23 protein-coding genes are annotated in these 24,830 nt (G+C 45.6%); 17 read left to right on the top strand and 6 right to left on the bottom strand.

The window, feature by feature from the left end:
• Positions 1 to 14 precede the first annotated feature (14 nt).
• Complete coding sequence (locus V7O64_RS11400; protein WP_407355511.1) at positions 15 to 257, top strand: hypothetical protein; 243 nt, start codon at positions 15 to 17, stop codon at positions 255 to 257.
• A gap of 39 nt (positions 258 to 296) precedes the next feature.
• Here the strand turns inward: V7O64_RS11400 and V7O64_RS11395 are convergent, their stop codons facing one another.
• Complete coding sequence (locus V7O64_RS11395; protein WP_407355510.1) at positions 297 to 1,280, bottom strand: radical SAM protein; 984 nt, start codon at positions 1,278 to 1,280, stop codon at positions 297 to 299.
• A gap of 240 nt (positions 1,281 to 1,520) precedes the next feature.
• Here V7O64_RS11395 and V7O64_RS11390 point away from each other — a divergent pair, with 240 nt between their 5' ends.
• Together V7O64_RS11390 and V7O64_RS11385 are read left to right on the top strand one after the other, a co-directional pair.
• Positions 1,521 to 2,681 carry a Coenzyme F420 hydrogenase/dehydrogenase, beta subunit C-terminal domain gene (locus tag V7O64_RS11390; protein ID WP_407355509.1) on the top strand — a complete coding sequence of 387 codons (1,161 nt, stop codon included), beginning with the start codon at positions 1,521 to 1,523 and terminating at the stop codon, positions 2,679 to 2,681.
• 48 nt (positions 2,682 to 2,729) lie between these two features.
• Positions 2,730 to 3,545: a methyltransferase domain-containing protein gene (locus tag V7O64_RS11385; protein WP_407355508.1), complete on the top strand. Its 816-nt coding sequence runs from the start codon at positions 2,730 to 2,732 to the stop codon at positions 3,543 to 3,545.
• A gap of 252 nt (positions 3,546 to 3,797) precedes the next feature.
• Here V7O64_RS11385 and V7O64_RS11380 read toward each other — a convergent pair whose 3' ends face one another.
• From V7O64_RS11380 to V7O64_RS11370, 3 genes are all read right to left on the bottom strand, one after another.
• On the bottom strand, positions 3,798 to 4,511 hold the full coding sequence (locus V7O64_RS11380; RefSeq protein ID WP_407355507.1) for a class I SAM-dependent methyltransferase: 714 nt from the start codon (positions 4,509 to 4,511) through the stop codon (positions 3,798 to 3,800).
• Between the two features lie 95 nt (positions 4,512 to 4,606).
• Complete coding sequence (locus tag V7O64_RS11375; protein ID WP_407355506.1) at positions 4,607 to 5,533, bottom strand: hypothetical protein; 927 nt, start codon at positions 5,531 to 5,533, stop codon at positions 4,607 to 4,609.
• Positions 5,534 to 5,912: 379 nt separating this feature from the next.
• The gene (locus V7O64_RS11370) at positions 5,913 to 6,251 is read right to left on the bottom strand and encodes a YkvA family protein (RefSeq protein WP_407355505.1); all 339 of its coding nucleotides are present in this window, start codon (positions 6,249 to 6,251) and stop codon (positions 5,913 to 5,915) included.
• 388 nt (positions 6,252 to 6,639) lie between these two features.
• Between V7O64_RS11370 and gatC the strand changes: the two genes are divergently transcribed.
• The 3 genes from gatC to gatB are packed head-to-tail and all read left to right on the top strand — an operon-like array spanning position 6,640 to position 9,779.
• A complete protein-coding gene (gene gatC, locus V7O64_RS11365) occupies positions 6,640 to 6,921 on the top strand; it encodes an Asp-tRNA(Asn)/Glu-tRNA(Gln) amidotransferase subunit GatC (RefSeq protein WP_407355504.1) in 282 nt (93 codons plus the stop codon).
• A 9-nt stretch (positions 6,922 to 6,930) separates the two neighbouring features.
• Positions 6,931 to 8,358 carry an Asp-tRNA(Asn)/Glu-tRNA(Gln) amidotransferase subunit GatA gene (gene gatA / locus V7O64_RS11360; RefSeq protein ID WP_407355503.1) on the top strand — a complete coding sequence of 476 codons (1,428 nt, stop codon included), beginning with the start codon at positions 6,931 to 6,933 and terminating at the stop codon, positions 8,356 to 8,358.
• Entirely contained in the window at positions 8,358 to 9,779 is a 1,422-nt protein-coding gene (gatB, locus tag V7O64_RS11355; protein WP_407355502.1) for an Asp-tRNA(Asn)/Glu-tRNA(Gln) amidotransferase subunit GatB, read from the top strand. The genes gatA and gatB overlap by 1 nt, the downstream gene beginning before the upstream one ends.
• 107 nt (positions 9,780 to 9,886) lie before the next feature.
• Here gatB and V7O64_RS11350 read toward each other — a convergent pair whose 3' ends face one another.
• Entirely contained in the window at positions 9,887 to 10,537 is a 651-nt protein-coding gene (locus V7O64_RS11350; RefSeq protein ID WP_407355501.1) for a hypothetical protein, read from the bottom strand.
• A gap of 206 nt (positions 10,538 to 10,743) precedes the next feature.
• On the opposite strand from V7O64_RS11350, the gene V7O64_RS11345 reads away from it, so the two are divergent.
• From V7O64_RS11345 to V7O64_RS11325, 5 genes are all read left to right on the top strand, one after another.
• Positions 10,744 to 10,890: a 50S ribosomal protein L40e gene (locus V7O64_RS11345; protein ID WP_342304091.1), complete on the top strand. Its 147-nt coding sequence runs from the start codon at positions 10,744 to 10,746 to the stop codon at positions 10,888 to 10,890.
• Between the two features lie 8 nt (positions 10,891 to 10,898).
• Entirely contained in the window at positions 10,899 to 11,642 is a 744-nt protein-coding gene (locus V7O64_RS11340) for a geranylgeranylglyceryl/heptaprenylglyceryl phosphate synthase (RefSeq protein WP_407355500.1), read from the top strand.
• A 59-nt stretch (positions 11,643 to 11,701) separates the two neighbouring features.
• Entirely contained in the window at positions 11,702 to 13,429 is a 1,728-nt protein-coding gene (locus V7O64_RS11335; RefSeq protein WP_407355499.1) for an ABC transporter ATP-binding protein, read from the top strand.
• A gap of 166 nt (positions 13,430 to 13,595) precedes the next feature.
• The gene (locus tag V7O64_RS11330; protein WP_407355498.1) at positions 13,596 to 13,943 is read left to right on the top strand and encodes a phasin family protein; all 348 of its coding nucleotides are present in this window, start codon (positions 13,596 to 13,598) and stop codon (positions 13,941 to 13,943) included.
• The gene (locus tag V7O64_RS11325) at positions 13,921 to 14,565 is read left to right on the top strand and encodes a hypothetical protein (protein WP_407355497.1); all 645 of its coding nucleotides are present in this window, start codon (positions 13,921 to 13,923) and stop codon (positions 14,563 to 14,565) included. Before V7O64_RS11330 ends, V7O64_RS11325 begins: the two co-directional genes overlap by 23 nt.
• A 26-nt stretch (positions 14,566 to 14,591) precedes the next feature.
• On the opposite strand, the gene V7O64_RS11320 is transcribed toward V7O64_RS11325, so the two are convergent.
• Positions 14,592 to 14,861, bottom strand: coding sequence for a DUF3303 domain-containing protein (locus tag V7O64_RS11320; RefSeq protein ID WP_407355496.1), 270 nt, complete (start codon positions 14,859 to 14,861; stop codon positions 14,592 to 14,594).
• A gap of 212 nt (positions 14,862 to 15,073) precedes the next feature.
• Between V7O64_RS11320 and V7O64_RS11315 the strand changes: the two genes are divergently transcribed.
• From V7O64_RS11315 to V7O64_RS11290, 6 genes are all read left to right on the top strand, one after another.
• Positions 15,074 to 16,756, top strand: coding sequence for an ABC1 kinase family protein (locus V7O64_RS11315; RefSeq protein WP_407355495.1), 1,683 nt, complete (start codon positions 15,074 to 15,076; stop codon positions 16,754 to 16,756).
• 80 nt (positions 16,757 to 16,836) lie between these two features.
• Entirely contained in the window at positions 16,837 to 17,811 is a 975-nt protein-coding gene (locus V7O64_RS11310; RefSeq protein ID WP_407355494.1) for a DUF128 domain-containing protein, read from the top strand.
• A gap of 669 nt (positions 17,812 to 18,480) precedes the next feature.
• A complete protein-coding gene (locus V7O64_RS11305) occupies positions 18,481 to 19,893 on the top strand; it encodes an ammonium transporter (RefSeq protein ID WP_407355493.1) in 1,413 nt (470 codons plus the stop codon).
• Between the two features lie 5 nt (positions 19,894 to 19,898).
• On the top strand, positions 19,899 to 20,237 hold the full coding sequence (locus V7O64_RS11300; protein WP_407355492.1) for a P-II family nitrogen regulator: 339 nt from the start codon (positions 19,899 to 19,901) through the stop codon (positions 20,235 to 20,237).
• A 354-nt stretch (positions 20,238 to 20,591) separates the two neighbouring features.
• Positions 20,592 to 23,348, top strand: coding sequence for a DEAD/DEAH box helicase family protein (locus tag V7O64_RS11295; RefSeq protein WP_407355491.1), 2,757 nt, complete (start codon positions 20,592 to 20,594; stop codon positions 23,346 to 23,348).
• A gap of 2 nt (positions 23,349 to 23,350) precedes the next feature.
• Positions 23,351 to 24,676, top strand: coding sequence for an ATP-binding protein (locus tag V7O64_RS11290; RefSeq protein ID WP_407355490.1), 1,326 nt, complete (start codon positions 23,351 to 23,353; stop codon positions 24,674 to 24,676).
• Positions 24,677 to 24,830: the final 154 nt, after the last annotated feature.

Below are 24,830 nucleotides of genomic sequence, written 5' to 3'. Positions count from 1 at the left end.
GAGGAGATGTCCGCATGGAAAGAACAGGTTACGATACAGGAAAATATGCACTTATCGCAAGTGTGGCCTCTTCACTTATACTTGTGACCATATTTGCAGGGCTTTCGGTCATTGTGAACAGCTCCAGAACAGTGCCTTTGTACAGCCAGGTGGATATCATTGCAGGCATGATCTTTGTGTTCATCCTCAGCATGATAGTGGCGGCCTCGGTGTGGCCGGAGTTAATAGAAAAGATAATGGACAAGAGAAACAGATAAGAAAGTAAAGATAACGAATGAAAAAGAAATGGCAAGGGTTCATTCGCTAAGATCGGCGTGCGGATTGATGTCACAACCCGTACAGGGCAGGCACATCGTCTTAAAGGTATCAGCACGCAGGCCGTACTCATCCAGTTTTTCACGGAGGAAATGATTCAGCATAAGCAGCCTTTCTGCGGACGGGCGCTCTATAAACACTTCACCGTCCCTAAGTGGATGCCTGGAGGCTGCCCTGAGGATAGGGACAACTCCCATTGAAACAAGCTCTTCTATGCCTTTTTTTGCAGATTCGTCTGTTTCACCCAGACCTATGATGAAATTGGAGCAGACCTTATTCCTGCCAAATACCTTTACGCCTTCCCTGAGCGAACCAAGCAGGAATTCAAGGTCCTGGTCCGGACATAACACGGCATGTAACTTCCTATCCATGGTCTCGACATTGTATTTTAGCTCGTCAGCACCCGCATCCCTGAGCCGGCGTGTGGAATCTTCTGTGGGATAGACGGAAACACCTATTGGGACACTATATAGCTCCCTGAGCCTGAGGATAAGTTCTTCAGCCCTCTCTACCTCATGTTCTGCTGATATCTCAACTCCGGAGGTGATGGATATTGCCTTCATCCGGCCGGTTTCATGTGCTTGTGCTATCATCTTAAGCATCTGGTCCATGCTCTTTACATTTCCGCAGAGTTTGGGGACAGGGCAGAACTTACAGTCAAAGACACACTTCTCACACATGGTGATGAAGGCCTGGTCCGGGCAGTGGATCAGCTCCTCTTCAATACTGCCTCTTGCGATCTTAATACCATCTTTCCTGATCACGAGCTCGCCACCTTCCATTCCAGCTTCAAGAGAGGATTCTTTTTTAACAGCAAGACGTACACGGTGTCCTCCCGAATTGAAGAAGAAGGCTACGTTCCCGGCTCCGGGACCTGCTGTGGGAATTGTCAGCCTGCGGATGAGAGAAGGATCCATATTCACGGAACCTGCGGAGATGAGTTGAGCTTTTGTTTCTGCGTTCATGGATGCTCCGATACCAGAGAACTGGCCGTTTTGATTTATCAGGCAACTGGTGCCTTAATATAAGCTATTTTTGCAGGAGATACTTTATAGTTTCCCCGGGAACCATAAACTGCGCAATGGTCTGTGACAGCATCCCAAAAGTGCTCAGGGTTTTTTAATGATTATACGGTTCAAATTTCATTATATATCAGAGAGAATATAGCAACTCCAGAAGGACATCCGCGATCCTGGGAGATTAAGATGCCTATTGATCCTATATGCAAAAATAAAGTACAGGAAGACACCCCCTATTATACCGAATATGGCGGGAAGCTCTACCGGTTCTGCTCTTATGAATGTAAGAACAAGTTCGACCTGCTTGAGAAACGAGTCATCCGCCTTAAACGCTCTATTGCAGAGCAGGAAAAGATATCTTTTGGAAAACTCAGGAAGGATATAATCAAGCCCGGCATATGCACACTCTGCGGAGCTTGTGCCGCATCGTGTGAATCTATTGTTATAAAGGATGAGCAACCCAGGCTGATCGACAAGTGTACCGCCTGCGGTGTATGCTATAACCAATGTCCAAGGACCATTACCACAGAGGAAGGGCTTGTTGGAAGGATACGCAATGCCTATTGTGCAAGAACAGCCATACCTGAGCTGAAGGGACAGGACGGAGGAGTGGTCACATCCATGCTGGCCTATGCCCTGGAAGAAGGACTTATCGACTGCGCAATCGTGACCACCAGATCAGAAGAGGAGCCCTGGAAACCTGTGCCCATTGTGGCAAAGACCTATGATGATATCCTTGAGGGGACAGGGAGCATCTACAGCCATAGCATGACACTGGAGGCTTTGATGAGCGCTATCAAACAGGGCATGCGAAGCATTGCCTTTGTTGGTCCAAGCTGTAATATAGATGCCGTAACCAAGATGCAGAAAAGCCCGTACGGATTCCTGCACCTGTTCATGAGAGCTAATATCCTGAAGATGGGGCTGTTCTGCATGGATACCTTCTATTATGAGGGCATTAAGGAATTCGTTGAAAGTAAGGACATGAAGCTTGACGATATCGAATGGATGAAGATCCGCAAGGGAAGGTTCGAGTTCCAGACCAGGGATGAACTTAAGGTGTTCCCGCTGGGGGAGCTTGACCAGTACAGGAGCAGTTCATGCAAGTACTGCACCGACATGGCCTCTGAGAGTGCAGACCTCTCATTTGGCGGTGTGGGAACCCCCAGGGACTGGACCACTGTGCTTGCACGTTCCGGCATGGGATATGAGATATTCAACGAGGCAGTGGACAACGGATATATCGATTCCCGCCTGCTTGAGGAAAAGGAGATGAAAAATATACTCAACCTCGCAAAGATGAAGAAGATCCAGATGTATTCGCTTAACCGCAGGCAGAATGTCTGAGGAGAAAAAACCCCTGTATTTTTAAACACTTCCGCACAATATCACATCATGCCTTCCCCAAAACCCCACGATTATGTCCATGGCTATTCCGAAAGAGAATCTGTCCGCCTCAGCGACCAGGCAAGCACACTTGAAGAGCTCCTGCACAGCGACACAAAGTACCCGCCCGGCAGCCGGGTACTCGAAGCCGGCTGCGGCATCGGCGCCCAGACCGTCATCCTCGCAAAGAACAGCCCGCAGGCCCGGATCACATCCATAGACATCTCGGAAGACTCCCTGAACAAAGCCAGGGAACGTGCCGCCAAAGAAGGAGTCACCAACGTGGAGTTCCGCGTGGAGAACATCTTCGACCTGCCCTTCGCGGACGAGAACTTCGACCACGTCTTCGTCTGCTTCGTACTCGAGCACCTCAGGGAGCCTGTCAAAGCACTGACAAGCCTGCGCCGCATACTCAGGACCGGCGGCACCATCACGGTCATTGAAGGCGACCACGGATCATGCTTCTTCCACCCCGAAACCGAAGCAGGAGTGAAAGCCTGGCACAGCCTGGTGGAAGTGCAGGCAAGGCTTGGCGGCAATTCACTCGTCGGCAGGCAGGTTTACCCACTTCTGAAAAAAGCAGGCTTCAGTGATGTAACAGTCTCACCCCGCATGGTCTACAGCGATGCCAGCCGTCCGCAGATGGAGGAAAGATTTGTGAGAAGGACGATCATACCGATGGTTGAGGGCGTCAGGAAGGATGCAATTGATACGGGGATTATTGAGGCAGAGATCTTTGACATGGGAATTGATGATCTGCACAGGACGGCGGAAGAGGAGGGGAGTTTTGTTTATACTTTTTTTAAGGGTGTGGGGAGGAAATGAAGAGACAAGGAATCTGGTCTTAGTTTCCACCAGTGTGTCCTCCAATATTATGAAGGTTCCTGCAATTAACGGTAAAACCAGTTGGCAAACTAATATCAACACGACCATCCGCCGCAGGCGGCACAGTCCTCTGCTGCCGTACCGAGAAATATTGAATTTCTTTCAGTATATTTATGTAGCCAAATTACTGACCCTAGAGAACAACTTATACAGAATTGCTGCCGAAAATTTATTCTGAAGGCAGCATGCTGCTTATTTTCCTTCGTCGTGCATGTTCAGCCGTTTTCTCCCCACCACAACAAACCCATTGACCCGATTCCCTGTCCTCGTCACAAACGTATCCCTCTTAAAATACTCAATCTCAAACCCGTTCTCAACCAGCAAAAACACCAGCTCCTTCTCAGTAAAATGATGGGAGATATAATCAACTTCACCTGTTTTCTCATCATAGGCCATAAATGAACCCTCCTCCTTTGTTACTGGCAGGTCATTGATGTAACGTTCACGATAGATATTCGAGTGCCAGGTCTGGCCGAAATCGGCAATGTAGAGGTGGCCGTCAGGTTTAAGGACATGGCAGGCTTCCCGGATGATTCGGCTGCGATCTTCCTTTGAGACCACAGTGGTCAGGAACGCCTGCATCACGCAGAGGTCAAAGGTTTCATCGGGGAAGGGGAGAGCGGTGGCATTGGCTTTCAAAAAAGAAGGGGACATAGGACATTGCTGTGAACCTGATGAGTGCTTTGCCAATTCCAGCACATCTGTGTTGATGTCGATACCTGTGACCGAATAGCCATGTATTGCGATGGGTATACTGACCTTTCCGCAGGCACAACCAATATCAAGAACCATGGCATCTGTGGGTGCATAATTATAAATAACAGGGTCAAGTTCGATGGTTGCCGGAATATCCTTGCCTTTTATGCCGGGCCATGGATTTATCCGATAGTTCGCTGGCTTTTTCATTATATCCTCAGATTCACCTTAATCCCCACCCATATGAGGAGACATCTGATTTTGTGAAGGATCCATATTCATTCATTCATTCATTCTTGGTTGGTTTAGATCACAAACCCTGACGTATCTTCAACCATACCAAGGCCACTTCCTGTTTCTTCCAGTGTTATGATCCTATCCTCAGTCTCTATCCTCAGGTCCACCACGTCAACAAGGTTCTCGATATAGCTGAAATTGAAATTCTTCGTGAAACTGAAGGATTCCCTGCAATAACTCTTCGTGACCACAAAAACACGGAAGTCCTCCGTGGTGATAACCCATCTCTTATCACCTTTTTCAGAAGGATACTCATGTACCATTGCCTTTTTGAAATTATGCATTTGCTTTGTAGTTGCATCATAGAAGCTCATGAAATTCCGTATCTCATATTCCAGTCCTATGACCCCTATGTTTGATGTGTAGTAGGTCAGTACAGACCCATTGGTAAAGATGATCCTTGACCATTTCCAGGGAAGCAAAGGACCAATAACGATCACTTTTTGCACATAGCATTTCCCGGAGAAATCCTTTCCGAACAGTTCACCATTGAAGTCAAAATACAGATTTGCCACCCTGTAGCCGAAAAGACCCTTGAAGTTCTCCATCAGCTCGGTATTGTATCCGTCCTCCTCCGGCTCATGGATATCCAGAGAACACACTTTCCTGTCACAATCCGATATCTCCAGTTTATATTCCGGGAAAGAACCGTGGAAACTTGCCTGGATAACCTTATTGGACCAGGCAACCTTATTGTCTTTTACCTCAATCATCCCCAGATCATCTGTGATCTTCCTGTAAATTTCATCGTATGCCCAGGAAACGCAATATCCCTCTATGCTGTCATCCACTATCCTGCTGCCCTCCACATACCTTCCATTGACCGCAATATCCCCGGCACTTCTGCCGAACATGTAGAAGAACTGCCGCCTTGAGCCATCGTTTGAAGTGAATTTCATGAACCAGTATTCTTTTCCGAAAATAGGCAGGTCCACAAAAGAGAAAAGAAGGTCATCAACACATTCACTTCCGTTTTTCTTGAGCAGCAGTTTTTCGATCTTACCCTTGCGTTCCTTGATCTTCTCTATTGACGCAACGAATGCTTTCTTTTCAACATCAGGTAAGCTTTTGATGTAATCATTCCTTTCCTTGATGAAATTCAGGAGCCTGCCCTTTTCTACTATGGGAACACCTCAGGTTTTTGTTTTCAGCCGGTTTTTACGGTTTGCTTTTTTACTGCCGTCTGTATGTCATTGCAATGCGATGCCAGTCCTGTAACATTGATAAAGATCCTGACATACACTATAGTACTGAGTTGTATTAATAATGAATTATGGATAAGGCACAGGAAAATCACAAGATTGACCATGTATCTTACGCTTCTGCAGTGACCTTTGCCTTATTCTTACATTCCAGCATCTGCTGGGCTTCACACCTGCACTCATTCATGATGTGCTTTGGGATCATTTTCATGACAAATATCAATCCCAGCGGGATAAGGATAATATCATCAATGATTCCCAGGACAGGAACAAAACCGGGAATTAGATCGATGGGACTTAAAATATAAAGGACCACAAAAGCTGCAAACAACCTGGTATAAAGTGGCAGATCGGACCTTTTACTGGCCAGAGATAACGTTTTTGTGTGTAATTGCAGTTTGTAGAATCGTCCTTTCAACAAGGCTTTCAGGACAATTTTTATTAAGCCCATTGATAAAATCTCCTTATAATAAAGTTAGCAGGAACAGTTTTATTGACTATATTGAGATTCACAAGTTAAATATCAATCGGAGAGAAAGCTTCACGTTATTATTTATGAAATGTTTGAAAATAGGATTCGGGAGATCAATATAGGTATATATAAATAAATAAGTAAATATAAGTACACGTTTTCAGAGTATATATCCAGTTGAAATTTGCGATGAATTGAAAAAAGCAGGGTCGATCAGAATTCTCTGAAGAATGAAAAAATACAGATTCCTTAAGCTAAAAGTATAGGGTACGTTTTTTCTTAACCAACATTTTTAATATAATCGTCTGCTTTTCTAACACTTAAATATCTATATATCTTACCCTATTTCAAATCCGAGGAACTTACGATGATCACTAAAGAAGAAGTAGAACACGTAGGCTGGCTCGCACGTATCGAGATTGATGCAAAACAATCCGATGCTTATGCAGAGAAGCTTAACTCCGTACTGGACTATTTCGGACAGCTCGACGAGGTCGATACCGAAGATGCAGCACCCACATACCATGTAGCGGACATTGTTAACGTGTTCAGGAAAGACGAAGTCACAGAATCGTTGCCACAGGAAGCAGTACTTTCAAACACTGAACACAGGCAGGAAGGCAACTTTAAGGCCCCCAGGATCATGTGAGGTGTGCATATGGCAGCATGGAAGGATATTTCAGGCATCAGGCAGAAAATCGCAGACTCTTCAGCCCAAGAGGTCACAGCCTCTTATATTGAGGACATTGGCAAGAGCAAGATAAATGGCTTCACGACCCTCTGGGATGAAGCTATCGACGTAGCCCGCAAGATCGATGCAAACGGCCACCAGGGACCTCTGGCAGGTGTACCGATCGCTATCAAGGAGAACATATCCACAAAGGGACTCTCCACTACCTGCTCATCAAAGATACTTCAGGGATATGTGCCACCATACGATGCACATGTCATCGAGAGATTAAAGGAAGCAGGCGCAGTGATCCTTGGAAAGACCAATATGGATGAATTCGCAATGGGAACATCCACAGAATCCAGCTACTACGGACCTACCTTAAATCCCTGGGACCATGAAAGGGTGCCTGGTGGATCTTCAGGAGGCAGTGCCGCTGTGGTTGCGGCAGGTGAGGCACCGGTCTCCCTTGGTTCTGACACCGGGGGGTCGGTCAGATGTCCGGCAGCATTCTGTGGTGTGGTGGGACTTAAACCTACATATGGCTGTATCTCAAGGTATGGACTCATCTCGTATGCGAACTCACTGGAGCAGATAGGTCCCCTGGCAACCAATGTTGCAGATATCGCAATACTCATGGACGTAGTTGCAGGATATGATCCCAGGGACAGCACATCCATCAACCGGGAGAACACTTACTGCAATGCCCTGAAGGATGATGTCAAAGGACTGAAGATCGGCGTACCTGAAGAGTACTTTGGAGAGGGTATCGATGAGAAGGTTGAAGCTGCAGTATGGGACAGCATCGCAAAATTCGAGGACATGGGAGCTACTTACGAGAAAGTGTCCATGTCACATACAAAATACGCCCTTGCATCATATTATATCATAGCCATGAGCGAGGCTTCTTCAAACCTTGCACGTTTTGACGGTACACGATACGGTTACCGTGCGGATGGCGAGAACTGGCATGTCATGGCATCAAAGACACGCGCAGAAGGATTCGGTGCAGAGGTCAAGCGCAGGATACTGCTTGGGACCTACGCACTTTCGGCGGGTTACCATGACAAGTACTATCTTAAAGCACTCAAGGTAAGGACCCTTGTGAAACAGGACTTTGACAGGGCGCTTGCAAATGTTGATGTGCTCATGGGACCGACCATGCCTGCACCGGCTTTTAAGATCGGGGAAAAGATAGAGGATCCGCTTTCACTTTATCTTACAGATGTTAACACGGTGCCCATCAACCTGGCAGGAGTACCGTCCATCTCAGTACCATGCGGACTTGCAGACGGAATGCCTGTGGGACTCCAGATAATCGGTAAGCACTTCGATGAGAACACGATCATCAGGGCAGCCTACAGCTTTGAGCAAAATACAGACCATCACAACAAAAGACCTCCGGAGGTGGCATAATGGTTTACGAGAACCCAGACGGAGTAAGGATAGGACTGGAGGTTCACGTCCAGCTGAACAAGCTGAACACAAAGCTGTTCTGTGGATGTTCCACAAACTACCACAACTCCGAACCGAACACACATGTATGCCCGGTATGCCTGGGACTTCCCGGTTCACTGCCGGTCATCAATGAAAGGGCTGTGGAGTTTGCCATAAAGATAGGGCTGGCCCTTAACTGCAGCATCGTTGAGCAGACCCAGTTCCACAGGAAGAACTACTACTACCCCGACCTTCCAAAGGGATTCCAGACAACACAGTACGATTATCCTATCGCGGGACAGGGAAAGATAGTGATCGAAGGTGAGGACGGGGAACGTGTGATAAGGATCACACGTGCCCATATGGAAGAAGACCCCGGAAGGCTGCAGCACATGGGAAGTATCGACAGGTCCAAGGGTACGCTCATCAACTACAACAGATCTGGCATGACACTTATTGAAATTGTAAGTGAGCCGGATATGAGAAGCCCAAAGGAGGCAAGGCGCTACCTGGACAAACTCAGAAGCATCCTCGACTACCTTGACGTTTTTGACGGCGATCTGGAAGGAGCAATGAGGGTTGATGCAAATGTCTCTGTTTTTAACGGAGAGCGCGTTGAGGTCAAGAACATATCATCCTTCAAGGGAGCCGAGAGGGCCCTGCTCTACGAGATAATGAGACAGAAGAACCACATCAGGCGTGGTGGTACTATTACTTTGGAGACCAGGCACTTTGATGAGGCAAGAGGTGTGACGCTTTCCATGCGTACCAAGGAAGAGGAACATGACTACCGCTACTTCCCAGAGCCTGACCTGGTACCGTTAAGGGTTGCTGGCAGGGTGCCGGAGGTTCTTAAGACACTGCCCGAACTTCCTGATGCAAAGAAGGAACGCTTCATGAAGGAATACGGTATTGCAGACATGCACGCAAGAGCACTGACCACAGAGATCAAGGTGGCCAACTTCTATGAAGAGGTGGCAGCAAAGGTGGACCCGAGGGCAGCAGCCGTATGGGTTGCCGACATACTCAAGGGAGAGCTCAACTATCGTGACCTTGCAATCGATGCTTTCACAGTGGACGATATAGTCGATATCATGGAACTTGTAACAGGTAACAGGATAACTGAACAGAGTGGCGTTGAGATCATCCGCACAGTCCTTGACCATGGTGGCAAGCCCCGGGATATTGTCAATGAGAAAGGCCTGCTCAAGGTTGAGGACGACATCGTGGCAAAAGCAGTTGAAGAAGCAATTGCTGAAAATCCGGAAGCTGTTGCAGATTACCTTGCAGGCAAGGAAAAGTCCCTGAACTTTATCGTAGGTAAGGTCATGCAGAAGACTAAGGGACGAGCTGACGCCCGTGAAGCAAGGGAGAAAGTGCTTGCAAAATTGAAAGAATGAATCTGAAGCTAAAAAATGGGGTTGTAACCCCATTTAGAACTTTTTATCTATTTGACTAAAACTCACTTTTGTATTTCATTATCAGATCTACCAGCTGGGTGTCAGCTTTAAAGGTGCTTTGCATCCACATTCTCCAGGAATGCTTCGCCGCGTACCGTGATAACGTAAGTCGTATCATCTTCTTTTTCGATGTATAGAGTATCCACAAGCATATCAAGATTCAGCCTGGCCTGTACATCATTAAGATCAAACCTGGCCTTGACCTCATCGAAAGTCATTTTCCCTTCACCCAGGCTTTCAACAATCTGCCTGCGAATAGGGTTCTGCATTGCCTTCAAACCTGCTTTATGGTCCTCGGTGGGATTTGCCTTGAGCTTGCCTTCTTTCTTTGCCTTTTCGTACCATTCGTCCCTTCTTGTCTTCAGATCATCCTTTGGCTTAACACTTTCAAGGTACGTCTCGCCACGAGGTGTGAGAACATAGGTAGTATCATCTTCTTTTTCGATGTGCAGGGTGTCTTTGAGCATTCCAAGATGCAGCTTCATCTGCATGTCGTCAAGGTTGAACTCAGACTTTAGCTCATCGAAGGTCATTTTCTTATCGCCCAGACGTTTGACGATATCTCTTCGAACAGGGTTCTGCATGGCCTTAAGGGTTGCATTATGATCCTCAGTGGGATTCCTGATCTTACCCTCATTTTTCATCCTTGCATACCATTCCTTCCTTCTTTGTTCCAGATCCTTTTCAGACATAGCCATCGGTCATTATTAATTATTATATTTGATATATAGTTTATCCTGCAAATCTGATAATTAGCAGCAATATTTATACATTAAAACGTCGTGACAGGTTTACTCCACAGAATAGTAAATAGAGCAGGGATTGCCAAAACAATTATATGTTTTGAGCATCATGTAAGCAGCCTATTCTAATATACATATTACAATCATTCAGGTGAAAAATAATGGCAAGATTCCCAGAAGCTGAAAACAGAATATTGATAAAGAAGATCTGTATGGACTGCAATGCACGCAATGCAGTACGTGCAACAAGATGCAGGAAATGCGGTTGCAAAGACCTGCGTATGAAATCCAAGGAAACAAGAGGCTGATCGTTCTTATGCAAGTGGAAGAGTACCTTAACAAGATCGTTGAAAGTGAAGGTACGGTTCACTTGACACTTATCGATCCGGCATCCCAGAGCCCGGACCAGGCTGCGGAGATAGCATATGCTGCTGCTCTTGGTGGCACGGATGCCATCATGGTCGGGGGCTCCACCGGAGCCGGAGGGGTGATCCTTGATCAGACGCTCCTCAAGATCAAAGAGAAGACAGACAAGCCAACAATTCTGTTCCCGGGCAATGCTGCAGGTGTCAGCAGGTATGCTGATGCGATATTCTTTATGAGCCTGCTGAATTCCCGTGATATTAATTTCATCACCACCAACCAGGCAATGGGTGCTCCGATAGTTTACAAGAGCGGTATCGAGCCCATATCCATGGCATACCTGATAGTCGAGCCCGGAGGGACCGTGGGATGGGTCGGTGACGCAAAGCTCATACCAAGACATAAACCCGAACTTGCAGTTGCCTATGCACTTGCAGGGAAATACCTGGGGATGCACTACACATATCTGGAAGCCGGCTCCGGTGCCAGTGCTCCGGTCACACCTGAGATGATAGGTGCGGTGAAGCATGTCCTTGGAGACAATAAACTGATAGTTGGAGGCGGCATACGCGACGGTGAGACTGCCAGGATCTGCGCCCTTGCAGGAGCAGACATGATAGTAACAGGGACTATCCTGGAAGAGAGTTCCAATGTCACTGCAAAGATAGAGGAGCTTGTTTCAGCTATTAAGAGATAATCAGATACTTTTTTCTTAATTATTCCCTTCATATCAGAGCCATTCGCGGAGGATTGCTTATGCTTGAAGTATGCAATATCGTAAAGGAATATGAGTTCAACAATGAAAAGAAAAGAATTCTGGATAATATCAGTTTCAATGTTGCAGACGGAGAGATTCTTGGGATCACCGGGAAAAGCGGGAGTGGAAAGACCACCATATTGAAGATCCTGAGAGGACTTGAGGATTTTGATTCCGGGAACTTCACACTTGACGGGAAGAAGATAGAACCCGGCAATGAAAAAAACAAACTCAGATTCCTTGCATATAACAGTGCAATACACCTGCAGCGCAATTTCGGACTCTGGAACGGACCGGCAGTGGAGAATATAATCAGAAGGCTCAATTTTCTTGCAGATGGACATGAGGGCTTGCCTGAACCTGATGCTTTCAACTACGATGAACTGCATGAGGAGGCCATGTATTACATGCGCCTTGTACGCCTTGAACACAAGGCACAGCATTCTTCTAATCTTTTAAGCGGCGGTGAGAAGCAAAGGCTTATACTTGCACGCCAGCTTGCAGCAAAACCACGGCTTCTGCTCCTTGACGAACCTGTTACAATGACCGACCCCGGCACAAAACAGGAAATGCTTGATGTTATCAGGGACATAAAAAAAGAGCTTGACATCCCGATAATCGTTGTTTCACACCTTCCGGAGATCCACCTCTACCTTGCAGACAGAGTGGCATACCTGGAAGACGGAAAGATGGTTGAGACCGGAGAACCTGAAAATGTGCTGAGACACTTCCTGAAAGACCTCAATGAACAGGTTCCTCTTCCCGGATTGGACGACAGGGAACCCATAATAAAAGTAAGGGGACTCTCTAACCGTTTTGTTCTTTTGAGGGTCGGAGAAGTATTGAAATTCGAAGATGTTTCGCTTGACATAAACAAAGGTGAGGTAACCGCATTGATCGGACCTTCGGGTTCCGGGAAGACAACACTGCTTAAGATGATAGAGGGATTGAGGCTGCCTAAAGAAGGAGAGATCAGCTACCATCACCATGGAAAATGGCTCAATATAGTTGATTTCACAACACTGCGCCTGGACCTGCGCAGAAAGATGAGCATCATGCACCAGGAATTCACACTTTCCCCGCATTCCACCATCAGGGAGCAACTTGCGTTCAAATTGCGCCTGAAGGGGGAAGGATCCCTGGAATATGCAAGGCAGAAAGCCCCGGAACTTGGAATATCAGATGAGGCACTTGATACACTGTACAAGCTCACCGAAGTTGCAGAGGAAGAGAAGGATAAGACACTGAAAGAAATGAACCTGTCAGTTGACATCTACGCCAGACTCTTCCCCACGATCACAAAGGACATAGTAGATGAACATGCTGCCGAGGTATTCAAAGCTCTTGGCCTTCCAATGTCTGTGCTTGATAAGACCCCATACCAGATAAGCGGGGGAGAACATGTCAGGGCATATATTGCACTTGCACTCATATCACGCCCGGAGATACTGATGCTTGATGAACCCTTCGGCGACCTGGACCCTGTAACTCTCAGGGATGTCACAAACTCCCTGAAGAACATAAACCGGGAATTCGGTACTACCATCGTATTTGTGAGCCATCACACAGATTTTGTGAAAGAAGCTGCACACCGGGCCATCCTTATCGATGATGGAAAAGTGACCATGGACGGCAGACCGGATGAGGTATGCGGCAGGCTCATAGAGATGTGCCATGCAAAATACATGGAACATGATATCAGTGAACTCACGGGCAGCGGCCTTTAATACATTTTTTACATGATAATATATTATTGCGAATTAGATCATTTCGAATTACATCCGTTTTTTTGATAATAATAGATAGAACATCCTCAGACCGCAACTTCGGGAATGAACACCCAGAATAAGATATTTATCATAACACATGCTAATTAATCAATGGAGGTTTATAATGAAAGACGTTACAGATATCACAGAAGTCATGAAAAAGGTCGGTCTTTTCGGGATTGGTTTGTGGGCACTGACAGAGGAGAAGATACAGGATATCGCCGATGAGCTTATTGAGAACGGGGAGATCAAAAAGGAAGAGGGGAAACAGTTTGTCCGCGATGTAGTCGAGGAACAGAAGAAACAGAAAGAGGACATGGAGAAAAAGATCTCTTCTAAAGTTCAGGAAACGATCAATAAGACGGATATAGCAACAAAGGATGAGGTCAAAGAGCTGAAGGATATAATCAAAAGTCTTGAAGAGAAGATAGACAGGCTCACAAGTTCCGATGACAAGGAAAAAGACCTGTAAAACAAACACAGGAGGGTTTGTATTCAGCAAAGAGAAGAACATCTTTTTGAATATTTCAAAGGCACTTTATTCCCTGACCCACGACCTGAAGGAAGAGAACCCGGATGCATCCGTGGATGAATGGACATTTCTCCCTTCTGGCCCATGTACCGGAGATGTACTCGACATCAAGGGTAAGACAGCACCCGGTGAAAACATAGGCATGGAAGTTTCATTCACGCTGTTTGTACCGGTCATTGATAACAGATACGAGTATGTGTTCAAAAATATCAGGATACCCGGAGGTAGCAACAGCTTCCGGGTCAGATCACAGAAAGTGGAGGACCTTAATTTTATAGTCAGGATGTTTGTGGATTTCAAACGTAGTTTTCATGCTGAAAAAGGGATCGCAGAATTCTTTGAGAAAAATGTTCCTGCAGGGAATTACGAAATTGCAATAAACGGAAATGTGCCCGATGGGGAAAAGGAAGTAAAGATCGATTTTGTGGCCACCCAGACAGTCAATGCGGACCAGGAAGGGAACTTTTACCACCAGTATGATACCTGCTCTCTTCCCGAAGGTGAGTTCACTGTAAAAATAGGGAATAATGAAAAGATCATCACATTGACGCCTTCTGACTGAAGTTTATAAAAATAGAACCAAGGGGATCAAAGTCCCTTTGATACCATTAATTTTATGAAATCCGTAGACTCCATCACAGGTACGCTGTCTATCCTGCAGATATCAGACCAGGGAAGGTTGAACTCGGCATAGGCTTCTGTGTTCTCAGCCTCATAAAGAATGAAATAACGGCCGCCGTTAAGGTCCACCCACTGGTTGATAACATTAATTCCTGCAGGTGGTCTTAATTTCTTGAAATGCTCGATCACTTTCTCACTATCTTTAGGTTCCCACGAACTTATATCAAAGAATAACATATTTTCACTCCTCTGTATTTCTTATCCATCTCTTTTCGAATAAGCCAGACTTATTCTGGCCATTGATAATTTGAGATTAAGAATTATATAACTGACCCTCAGAACCAAAACACGATCATGTCCTCAGTCCTCAATAAAGCATAACGATAATTTAATAATAAAGCCAGTACTAAATCACTACATCCAAACAAAAAAATTGAAGTAAAAAGAAGATGATGAAACCCAGAAAGCTCCACAGATACACAATGATCAGAAGATATGGGAAGATCGTTGATGCCCTTATAAAATATGAGTTCGGATATCTGGCCGACAGGATGGGAATAGGCGGAATAAGACCTTTAAAGTCACGGATCCGAAGACAGGAAAAGGTCCATAAGGACACAGGTTCCGGTGCCCTGAATGCCAGGCTCATGCTTGAAGAGCTTGGACCTACCTACATAAAGCTTGGACAGATACTCAGTATGCGTCAGGATCTGATACCACCGGAATACAGCAAAGAATTTTCCAGGCTGCAGGATGATGTACAGCCTTTTGGAATAGAAGAGGTTGAAAAACTGATCAAGGAAGAGCTTGGAGCCGGTATAGATGACCTGTTTGCAGACTTTGAAGATTTGCCCATTGCAGCGGCCTCGATCGGACAGGTCCATCGGGCTAAATTAAAAAGCGGTGACCAGGTAGTTGTCAAGGTCCAGAGACCCGGTATCCGGAAAACGATCGAGGCGGATCTGGACATAATGTACAGCATTGCCGCTTTTGCTGAAGAACACCTGCCTGAGGCAAAACTATACCGTCCTGTTGAAATCGTCGGAGAATTCGAGCGTTCCATAAAGGCAGAACTTGATTATGCACAGGAAGGTAGGAATGCAGATCACTTTTTCCGCAACTTCAGGGACCATCCACGTATATACATCCCCAGGGTTTACTGGGACTACACCAGCGCAAAGATACTGACCCTTGAATATATAGACGGCGTAAAAAGCAGCTCTTTTGACGAGCTTGAAAGGATGGGAGCTGACAGAGCAGACATAGCTATTGAGGTGCTGAAAGCCTTCATGAAGCAGATATATGAAGATGGGTTCTTTCATGCGGACCTCCATCCCGGAAATGTCTTTATAATGAAAGACGGCCGCATAGCTCTGCTGGATTTTGGTATGGCAGGATTCCTCTCGGCCGACATGCGCAATCTGCTCATTGATGACCTTATTGCCATCACCAGGGGTGACACCTTATTATATGTAGAGCTTTTGAGGGACCTTGGTTCGATAGATGATGATGCGGATATTACCTCACTAAAGATGGATATCGATAATCTGCTCTACAAATATTATGGAAGGCCCCTCAGCCAACTTAACACTGCCCAGATACTTGAAGAGATGATCAATCTCCTGAGGAAATATCAGGTTCGTATCCCTTCAAATATCGCATTGCTCTCAAAAGGTGCCATGACAGCAGAAAGTTTTGGCAGTATCATGGATCCGCATATCAATCTGACCGTCATAGCAGAGCCCTTTGCAAAGAAAGCAATAAAAGACCGCCTTCGACTTACAAACATAGCTAGCAGCGCTTACCGGGATTTTAACAGCTGGTCCCGGGTACTTCACCGTTTACCCATTAAATTTTCCCATATACTCGATATCGCAGAAAGGGGATACCTGAAACTGCGCATCGATTCACACGGTTTTGACAGGATAGTGGCCGAGATAGATGCCGCAAGCAACCGACTGGCTTTCAGCCTTATAATTTCAGCCATAATAGTAGGGTCGTCCCTGATAATACAGACCGGAATGGAGCCATACATATGGGGAGTACCTTTGCTGGGAGTAATGGGATTCCTTGTTGCCGGATTTTTAGGCATGTGGCTTGTAATATACATACTTAGGACCGGAAGGATATGAACTAACAGTATATCTTAAATAGACATAGAATATAAGTAATACGCCGTTTACGATGTAAACACGAAATTCCTGGTGAAAAAATGACAGATCCAAACGTTGAGAGAAAGCTTGTCGAAATAATGAGGATAATTAGTGAAAGCGATAAACCTCTGGGTGCACGCCTTATAGCTGATGAGCTCCATAACCGGGGATATGCCATTGGGGAAAGGGCAGTAAGGTACCATTTACGTATACTCGATGAAAGAGGATTCACCAAAAAACATGGATACATCGGCAGGACCATTACCGAGCGTGGCAAGAAAGAGCTCAGTGATGCCCTTATCAGTGACAGGTTCGGTTTTGTCATCACACGGATAGAAGAACTTATCTATAAAACCGACTATGACCTGGAAACGGGCAAAGGGAATGTGATAGTCAATATCACCAACATAGATAAGGACGACTACGATAATGCCATGGATATCATAAGGTATGCCATGGACCATGGTGCAACTATAAGTCCTAAAGTAGGTATAATCGAAGAGGATACAGACCTTGATATTTATGTACCCGATGGAAAAGTTGCGGTCGCAACTGTATGCAGCATAACTTTTGACGGATTGCTATTGAAAAACGGAGTACCGGTGGTTCCTACCTATGGAGGGCTCATGCAAATGGAAGATCACATCCCTGCAGGATTCCTGGACCTCATATCATATAGCGGTACCTCTATAGATCCCATAAAGATATTCCTTCGGCGCAAAGCTACATCCATACTTGAAGCAATTGATACAGGTAATGGAAAAATGCTTGCGAACGTGCGCCAGATACCGGCGTCTGCATCCCAGAAGGCTGCCAGCATTCTGGAAAAGGCAAAAAGACATGACATTGATGGCCATATCACAATAAGTGAACCCTATCAGGACATCTTTTATGCACCCATAGAAAGAGGAAAAGTAGGCATATCCGTAATGGTAGGAATCAATTCGGTTGCTGCTGTGGAAGAGGCAGGTATCAAGGTTGATACGAATCCTGTATCAGCAATGATGGAATACAATAGAATGAAAAGGCTATAGATACCATCAAACCATCATTGATCCTATATTTTTTGGAAGCCAGAAAGAGTGTTTTTGTATATATCCTGCAATTGTTAACATGTTTGTGTTTTTTGTTCAATATCGTGATCATGGATCATATTCTATAGTGATCAGATAATGTTACAGTCATTAAGTGTAGCTCTATTTTAGTGTAACTCTATTTTTGCCCTATTAAGTCCTCATTAAAACCCTCGTGCTGCAACCCCGACCGTGACAGATGCAACAACATAGTCTGCAAAGTTCACTGACAATGACAACAATCCTCGTTCTCTGTGAGCTAAGCGGTTCAAAATTAAAGCATGTTTTTGGACAAGTAAAGCGTGTTTTTGGACAAGTCACTTTTAAGAAAAGCAGATAGAAAACATAACGATGAGTTGCCCGGAAAAAAAACGATTCCCGAAAAGTAGCACTTGTTCTGATATTCCGGAAGGAGTAAATTTAGCTTTTTGTGTGTATTCTCCCGGTCTTTGACCGTTTTTACCCGATACAATTCAATTATATTGATATTTTAAGAAATAAAATACAGAAAAATACACAAATAAAATCAAAAGAAACAGTAAATAAGTGTAAATAACCAATATGTTTAAATAATATAAAGTCTACACATAGCATCCGTCTTCCTATAAAGACAAAACAAAGGTGTTACTCATGTATAGAATATCACAAAAATTCAATTCAAAGATGATCTGGCAGGCTTTGCTGCTGATCAGCATCATATTTATGACATTTATAGTTCCGGCATCTGCAGGAACTGTTGAAGAGAACAGTGAATCAATTGCAAACCTGGAGACAGCATTAACATTCATGTGGCTGGTCATTGCAGGTGCAATAGTATTCCTGATGCATGCCGGATTCTCACTTGTGGAGATAGGCCTGACAAGAACCAAGAACACGGCCAACATCCTCATGAAGAACCTCATGACAATCAGCCTTGGCGTAGTTGTATACTGGGCCGTGGGCTGGGGCATTATGTATGGTGCAGACTATGCAGGCCTTATAGGTATTGACCAGTTCTTCCTGATGGGGGCTGACAATGCACTGTGGAACAGCTGGTGGTTCCAGATGGTCTTTGCAGCAACCGGCGCAACCATAGTCTCAGGTGCAATGGCTGAGAGGACTGATTTCAAGGCGTACCTCATATTCACGGTAATCATGGTAGCACTTATCTACCCGATATACGGACACTGGGTATGGAGTGGTTCGGGTATCCTTACAAGCGGATTCCTCGTTGATGCAATAGGTGTTGCGCACCATGACTTTGCAGGTTCCGGAGTGGTACACTCCATAGGCGGATATGCAGCACTTGCCGGTGTAATGGTCGTTGGTGCAAGGATCGGAAAGTTCAGGAACGGCAAGCCAATGGCAATACCCGGTCACAGCCTTCCACTGGCATTCCTCGGTACACTTATACTGGCGTTTGGCTGGGTAGGGTTTAACGGAGGCAGTACACTGGATGCAAACGATCCGTTCGTCAATCTTGTTATCGCAAACACATTCCTTGCCGGTGCAGCCGGCTGTATAGCAGTCATGGCGATCACATGGATGAAGACAGGAAAGCCGGACCCATCACTCACAGCAAACGGCCTTCTTGCAGGTCTTGTAGCGATCACGGCACCATGTGGCTCGGTGAGTAACTGGGCAGCAGTTGTCATCGGTCTTATCGGAGGTATTATAGTATACGCAGGAGTAATGTTCAATGAGAATGTGCTCAAGGTGGATGACCCGGTAGGTGCAATCGCCGTACACGGATATTCCGGTAGCTGGGGATTGCTGGCTGTGGGTATCTTCGCCCTGGGAACAGGTGAAGGTTCAATAGTCGCAGATGCAGCATACACAGCAGGAGCAGCAGGACTTATCTACGGAGGATACCAACTATTCCTTATCCAGGTTGTTGGAGTAATACTCAGCATAGTATGGGCATTTGGAGTCTCATTCATTGTCTTTAAGATACTTGACATGGCCATAGGACTGCGTGTATCCGAAGAACATGAGATAACCGGACTGGACATAGTTGAGCACGGTATCAGTGCATACCCCGAGTTCCTTATTGCAAAGGAGTGATTTAAATGATGAAGATAGAAGCAATCATAAGGCCAACGAAGATCCATGAGGTCAAGGACGCACTGGAAGAAGCAGGATATGAGAGTGTCACCGTGACCGATGTAAAAGGCCGTGGTAAGCAGAAGGGCGTAATGCAGCAGTGGAGAGGACGCAAGTATTGTGTTGACCTGCTACCAAAGATAAAGATAGAGATCGTAGCAAAGGAGGAAGATGTTGATGCTGTCGTGGACATCATCATCAAGACAGCAGCTACCGGTTCAATCGGTGATGGTAAGATCTTTATCTACCCTGTAAGCAAGATCATCAGGATCCGTACAGGAGAAACAGATGGAGAAGCACTTTAAGTGCTTCCTCATTTCTATTTTTTGTTGTTCTTTCACCACAATACAGACAATCAAAGTGAGCTCCGGGAATTTAACATACCAGCTACAAAGATATTGTAGCCTTGTTGTCCAGTATAGCACTTCCATAGTTTCCCGGGGCTCTTCCCTAAATACATCTTTACATCGGATTTCTTATTTTAAAGTAATTTTGCCTTTTCGTGTTATTTGTTTGTGTTACTTGTTTAATTATTATCTGCACTCGTACAGATAATATTTATATTGAATGTACACCTAAACTTTGTCAAGATCATTTCCTTTACCCTTAGAATTACCCGCAACTCATGATAAACAGCGGACGTTTAGAAGTGCAGTAACATGAACTATAATCAAAATCCAGAGCAGAAAGCCAGAGACAGGATCGATGAAAACCTGAATAATTCTGGCTGGAAAGTACAAAAAATGGATGATATAGACTGGAGTGCTTCTTGTGGAATTGCTGTTCGTGAGTACCGGACTGATGTAGGACCTGCTGATTATGTTCTTTTTGTGGATAAAGATCCTGTTGGGGTTATTGAGGCAAAAAAGGAGGAAGAGGGACATAAACTGACCGTTGTTGAGGAGCAGTCTGCAGAATATGCTTCCAGTAAACTAAAATACCTGAATAATGACAGACTTCCTTTTGTTTATGAAAGTAACGGGGAGCTTACAAGATTTACAGACTACCGTGACCCAAAGCCAAGGTCAAGGCCTGTTTTTTCCTTCCACCGGCCTGAGACTTTCAGGACATGGCTCAAAAAGGAGAGATCTTTGCGGGAGAGATTGCTTGACATTCCGGGATTGGGAACTAAGGGATTACGTGATTGCCAGGTAAAGGCCATCATGAACCTTGAGAACTCATTCAAGGATAACCGTCCGAGGGCACTTATCCAGATGGCAACAGGGTCGGGAAAAACATATACTGCTATTACTTTTATTTACAGGCTGCTGAAATATGCAGATGCTAAAAAGGTGCTTTTCCTTGTAGATACAAGAAACCTTGGAGAGCAGGCTGAGCAGGAATTCATGGCCTATGTGCCAAATGATGATAACCGTAAGTTCACTGAGCTGTATAATGTGCAGCGGCTGCGTTCCAATTATATTGCTTCGGATAGTCAGGTTTGCATTTCCACAATCCAACGATTTTATTCGATCCTGAAGGATGAGGAGCTGGATGAGGAAACAGAGCAGGAGAATCCGGCGGAGAGGAAGTGGCAACCTAAAGAACCGATCCCGGTTGTGTATAATGAGAAGATACCGATAGAAGAGTTTGACTTTGTCGTTATCGATGAATGCCATCGCTCAATATACAACCTGTGGCAGCAGGTGCTGGATTATTTTGATTCTTTTTTGATAGGGCTTACTGCTACCCCGGACAAGCGTACTTTCGGGTTTTTCAATGAGAATGTTGTAAGTGAGTACAGCTATGAAGAGGCTGTTGCAGATGGTGTTAATGTCATTTACGATGTTTATACCATTGAAACTGAGATAACAAAGAATGGTGCGCAGATAAGGGCCAGGGAATTTGTGGATAAAAGAGAGAAGCTCAGCCGCAGGAAACGATGGGAGCAACTGGATGAGGATCTGATATACAATGGCAAGCAGCTTGACCGGGATGTGGTCAATCCCAGCCAGATACGTAATGTTATCCGGGCGTTTCGGGATAAGCTGCCGGAGATATTCCCGGGAAGGAGGGAGATCCCAAAGACCCTTGTATTTGCCAAGACGGACAGCCATGCAGATGATATTATCCAGATAGTGAGGGAAGAGTTCGGAGAGGGGAACGCTTTCTGCAAGAAGGTGACCTACAAGGCCGAGGACGACCCGAAATCTGTGCTGGCAGCTTTCCGGAATGATTATAATCCCAGGATCGCTGTGACGGTAGATATGATAGCTACAGGCACGGATGTGAAGCCGCTGGAATGCCTGCTGTTTATGAGGGATGTCAGAAGCCGTAATTATTTTGAGCAGATGAAGGGACGCGGTACACGTACCATAGAGTATGATGACCTGAAGAAAGTCACACCTTCAGTGGTTTCTGCTAAGACGCATTTTGTTATTGTGGATGCTGTGGGCGTGACAAAATCCATGAAGACCGATAGCAGACCACTTGAACGTAAGAAGGGTGTTGCTCTGAAGGACCTGCTGGCGGCTGTGACATTTGGAGCGCAGGATGAGGATCTGTATGTGTCACTTGCCAACCGGCTGGCCAGACTGAACAGGCAGCTTACGGAGGAGGAAAGAGATAATTTTGCCCAGAAGGCAGATGGTAAGACCGTTAACCAGACGGTGAGGGACCTGCTGAATGCTTATAATCCTGATATTATTGAGACGAAGGCTTTTGATATCAAGCTACGCCAGCCGGAGATGACGGAGTCACAGGTGACAGCCCAGGCCCAACAGGAGCTGATAGATGTTGCAAGGTCTACTTTTACCGGAAAGCTGAACGAATACATTGAGAATGTTCGCAGGGTGCATGAGCAGATAATCGATACGGTGAATATTGACAATGTGACCAGAGCCGAATGGGATAAGGATGCTGTGGCGAATGCAGAGGAGATTGTGAATGATTTTAAGACATACCTGGAAGCTCATAAGGATGAGATCACGGCGCTGAAGATATTCTACAACCAGCCATTCCGTCGCAGGGAAGTGACCTTCAATATGATCAAGGAAGTGCTGGAGAAAATGAAGATGGATAAGCCCCAGTTTGCACCTTTCAGGCTCTGGCATGCATACGAACAACTGGAAAAGGTCAATGGGAACTCCCCCAAAAACGAGCTTACAGCTCTGGTCTCCCTTATCCGCAGGGTGACTGAGATAGACCCGGTTCTTACAGCTTACGATTTGACAGTGAACCGCAATTTCCAGGACTGGGTTTTCAGCAAACAGGCCGGAACCCTGAAGTTCAATGAAGACCAGATGAACTGGCTGCGCATGATAAAGGATTACGTTAGCAACAGTTTCCACATGGAAATAGATGACCTAGATTACACTCCTTTCGATGCCCTGGGTGGTCGTGGCAGGATGTACCAGCTCTTTGGCGATGAGATGAACGTAATCATCAGCGAATTGAATGAAGCACTGGCGGCTTGAAAATGGATGAATGGATAGAGAGTATTGTTGCGGCTGGTGAGGGTTACCATATCGAGTTCAAGGAGAGTCTTGATAAGTCGTTTGTGGAGGAAGTTTGCGCTTTTGCAAATTCCAATGGTGGGAAGGTATTTCTTGGCATTTCTGATAAGGGTATTATCAAGGGAGTTCAGACCGATAATAGTTTCAGGTCAAGGGTGCAGGATTCCCTGAGGCAGTTGCAGCCACAGCTCGATGTTAAGATCGAAGTGCATGACAATTTTATTGTCGCTGATGTACCGGAGGGGAGCGAGAAGCCTTATGCATGTTCCAGAGGGTTCTTTCTTCGAAACGGGGCAAATTCCCAGAAACTGAACCGTAATGAGATCATCGCTTTTTTCCAGAAGGAAGGTCGTATCCGTTTTGAGGAACTTCGAAACGGGAAGGCAGATTTTGAGAATGATTTTGATGAGAGGGCGTTTCGTAATTTCCTGAAACTTGCAGGCATTACCAGTTCTATTGACAAGATGGCTTTGCTGCGAAATCTGGATTGTGTCACAGATGACGGAAAACTAAACAATGCCGGGGTCCTGTTCTTCGCAAAGGATATTGATTTCCTGCTAAATCATGCAATCGTTGTCTGTGTCCTGTATAAAGGAACAAAAAAGGTGAATATCCTCGATAAAAAGGATTTCAAGGAAAATATTGTTGAGAATATCGATAATGCTATCCTTTTTGTTAAGAGGCATACCAATGTGGAGTACAGGATAGAGAAGATCCGCCGGGAGGAGATTCCGGATATTCCTGATATTGCTCTCAGGGAGGCTATCATCAATGCCGTCTGTCATCGCGATTATTTTGACAGGGGCTCCAATGTGCTTGTTGAGGTCTTTGACGACAGGGTGGAGATATCAAATCCCGGCGGTCTGCCAAGCGGCCTGAAACCCTCTGAGTTTGGAACCCGGAGTGTTGCCCGCAATCCCCTTATTGCCTCCCTGCTGCACAGGATCGATTATATCGAGAAGGTCGGCACGGGCATTAACCGCATCAGGCAGGCTGTGGATGAGAATGAGAAGACTTCAGTGGAGTTCTCATACGATGGCAGCTTTTCCGTGGTATTCCGAAAACGCGCTGCAGGTTCGGAGATCGAGTTGGGTGATGGTTCGGAGAAAAGTTCGGAGAAAATCCTTGAAGCAATCAAAGAGAACCCTGCTATTACCCGTGAAGAACTTAGTCAAATCACGGATTTGTCTATACGAGGTGTTGAATGGAACCTTTCCAAATTGAAAGATGAAGGAAAGATAAAGCGCATCGGATCAAGAAAGAGCGGACATTGGGAAGTAATTGAGTAATCCTACTATTGATGCATAAACTGTGGTATAAACTGTGGTATAAACTGTGGTATAAACTGTGGTATAAACTGTGGTATAAACTGTAGCGAAGAAAGTGAGGCTCTGGCAGCTTGAATCTGGAATGAGTTAGTTGAATACGTTACACATCGATCAT

It is taken from the genome of Methanolobus sp. WCC5, from assembly GCF_045690325.1.
Lineage (GTDB): Archaea > Halobacteriota > Methanosarcinia > Methanosarcinales > Methanosarcinaceae > Methanolobus.
Note: the sequence above shows the minus strand (reverse complement) of the source record. Positions and strands in the feature narration are given on the sequence as shown.

Coding starts and splice junctions, on each gene's coding strand:
- V7O64_RS11400 (WP_407355511.1), top strand. CDS start 15: ATGGAAAGAACAGGTTACGATACAGGAAAATATGCACTTATCGCAAGT.
- V7O64_RS11395 (WP_407355510.1), bottom strand. CDS start 1,280: ATGAACGCAGAAACAAAAGCTCAACTCATCTCCGCAGGTTCCGTGAAT.
- V7O64_RS11390 (WP_407355509.1), top strand. CDS start 1,521: ATGCCTATTGATCCTATATGCAAAAATAAAGTACAGGAAGACACCCCC.
- V7O64_RS11385 (WP_407355508.1), top strand. CDS start 2,730: ATGCCTTCCCCAAAACCCCACGATTATGTCCATGGCTATTCCGAAAGA.
- V7O64_RS11380 (WP_407355507.1), bottom strand. CDS start 4,511: ATGAAAAAGCCAGCGAACTATCGGATAAATCCATGGCCCGGCATAAAA.
- V7O64_RS11370 (WP_407355505.1), bottom strand. CDS start 6,251: ATGGGCTTAATAAAAATTGTCCTGAAAGCCTTGTTGAAAGGACGATTC.
- gatC (WP_407355504.1), top strand. CDS start 6,640: ATGATCACTAAAGAAGAAGTAGAACACGTAGGCTGGCTCGCACGTATC.
- gatA (WP_407355503.1), top strand. CDS start 6,931: ATGGCAGCATGGAAGGATATTTCAGGCATCAGGCAGAAAATCGCAGAC.
- gatB (WP_407355502.1), top strand. CDS start 8,358: ATGGTTTACGAGAACCCAGACGGAGTAAGGATAGGACTGGAGGTTCAC.
- V7O64_RS11350 (WP_407355501.1), bottom strand. CDS start 10,537: ATGGCTATGTCTGAAAAGGATCTGGAACAAAGAAGGAAGGAATGGTAT.
- V7O64_RS11345 (WP_342304091.1), top strand. CDS start 10,744: ATGGCAAGATTCCCAGAAGCTGAAAACAGAATATTGATAAAGAAGATC.
- V7O64_RS11340 (WP_407355500.1), top strand. CDS start 10,899: ATGCAAGTGGAAGAGTACCTTAACAAGATCGTTGAAAGTGAAGGTACG.
- V7O64_RS11335 (WP_407355499.1), top strand. CDS start 11,702: ATGCTTGAAGTATGCAATATCGTAAAGGAATATGAGTTCAACAATGAA.
- V7O64_RS11330 (WP_407355498.1), top strand. CDS start 13,596: ATGAAAGACGTTACAGATATCACAGAAGTCATGAAAAAGGTCGGTCTT.
- V7O64_RS11325 (WP_407355497.1), top strand. CDS start 13,921: ATGACAAGGAAAAAGACCTGTAAAACAAACACAGGAGGGTTTGTATTC.
- V7O64_RS11320 (WP_407355496.1), bottom strand. CDS start 14,861: ATGTTATTCTTTGATATAAGTTCGTGGGAACCTAAAGATAGTGAGAAA.
- V7O64_RS11315 (WP_407355495.1), top strand. CDS start 15,074: ATGATGAAACCCAGAAAGCTCCACAGATACACAATGATCAGAAGATAT.
- V7O64_RS11310 (WP_407355494.1), top strand. CDS start 16,837: ATGACAGATCCAAACGTTGAGAGAAAGCTTGTCGAAATAATGAGGATA.
- V7O64_RS11305 (WP_407355493.1), top strand. CDS start 18,481: ATGTATAGAATATCACAAAAATTCAATTCAAAGATGATCTGGCAGGCT.
- V7O64_RS11300 (WP_407355492.1), top strand. CDS start 19,899: ATGATGAAGATAGAAGCAATCATAAGGCCAACGAAGATCCATGAGGTC.
- V7O64_RS11295 (WP_407355491.1), top strand. CDS start 20,592: ATGAACTATAATCAAAATCCAGAGCAGAAAGCCAGAGACAGGATCGAT.
- V7O64_RS11290 (WP_407355490.1), top strand. CDS start 23,351: ATGGATGAATGGATAGAGAGTATTGTTGCGGCTGGTGAGGGTTACCAT.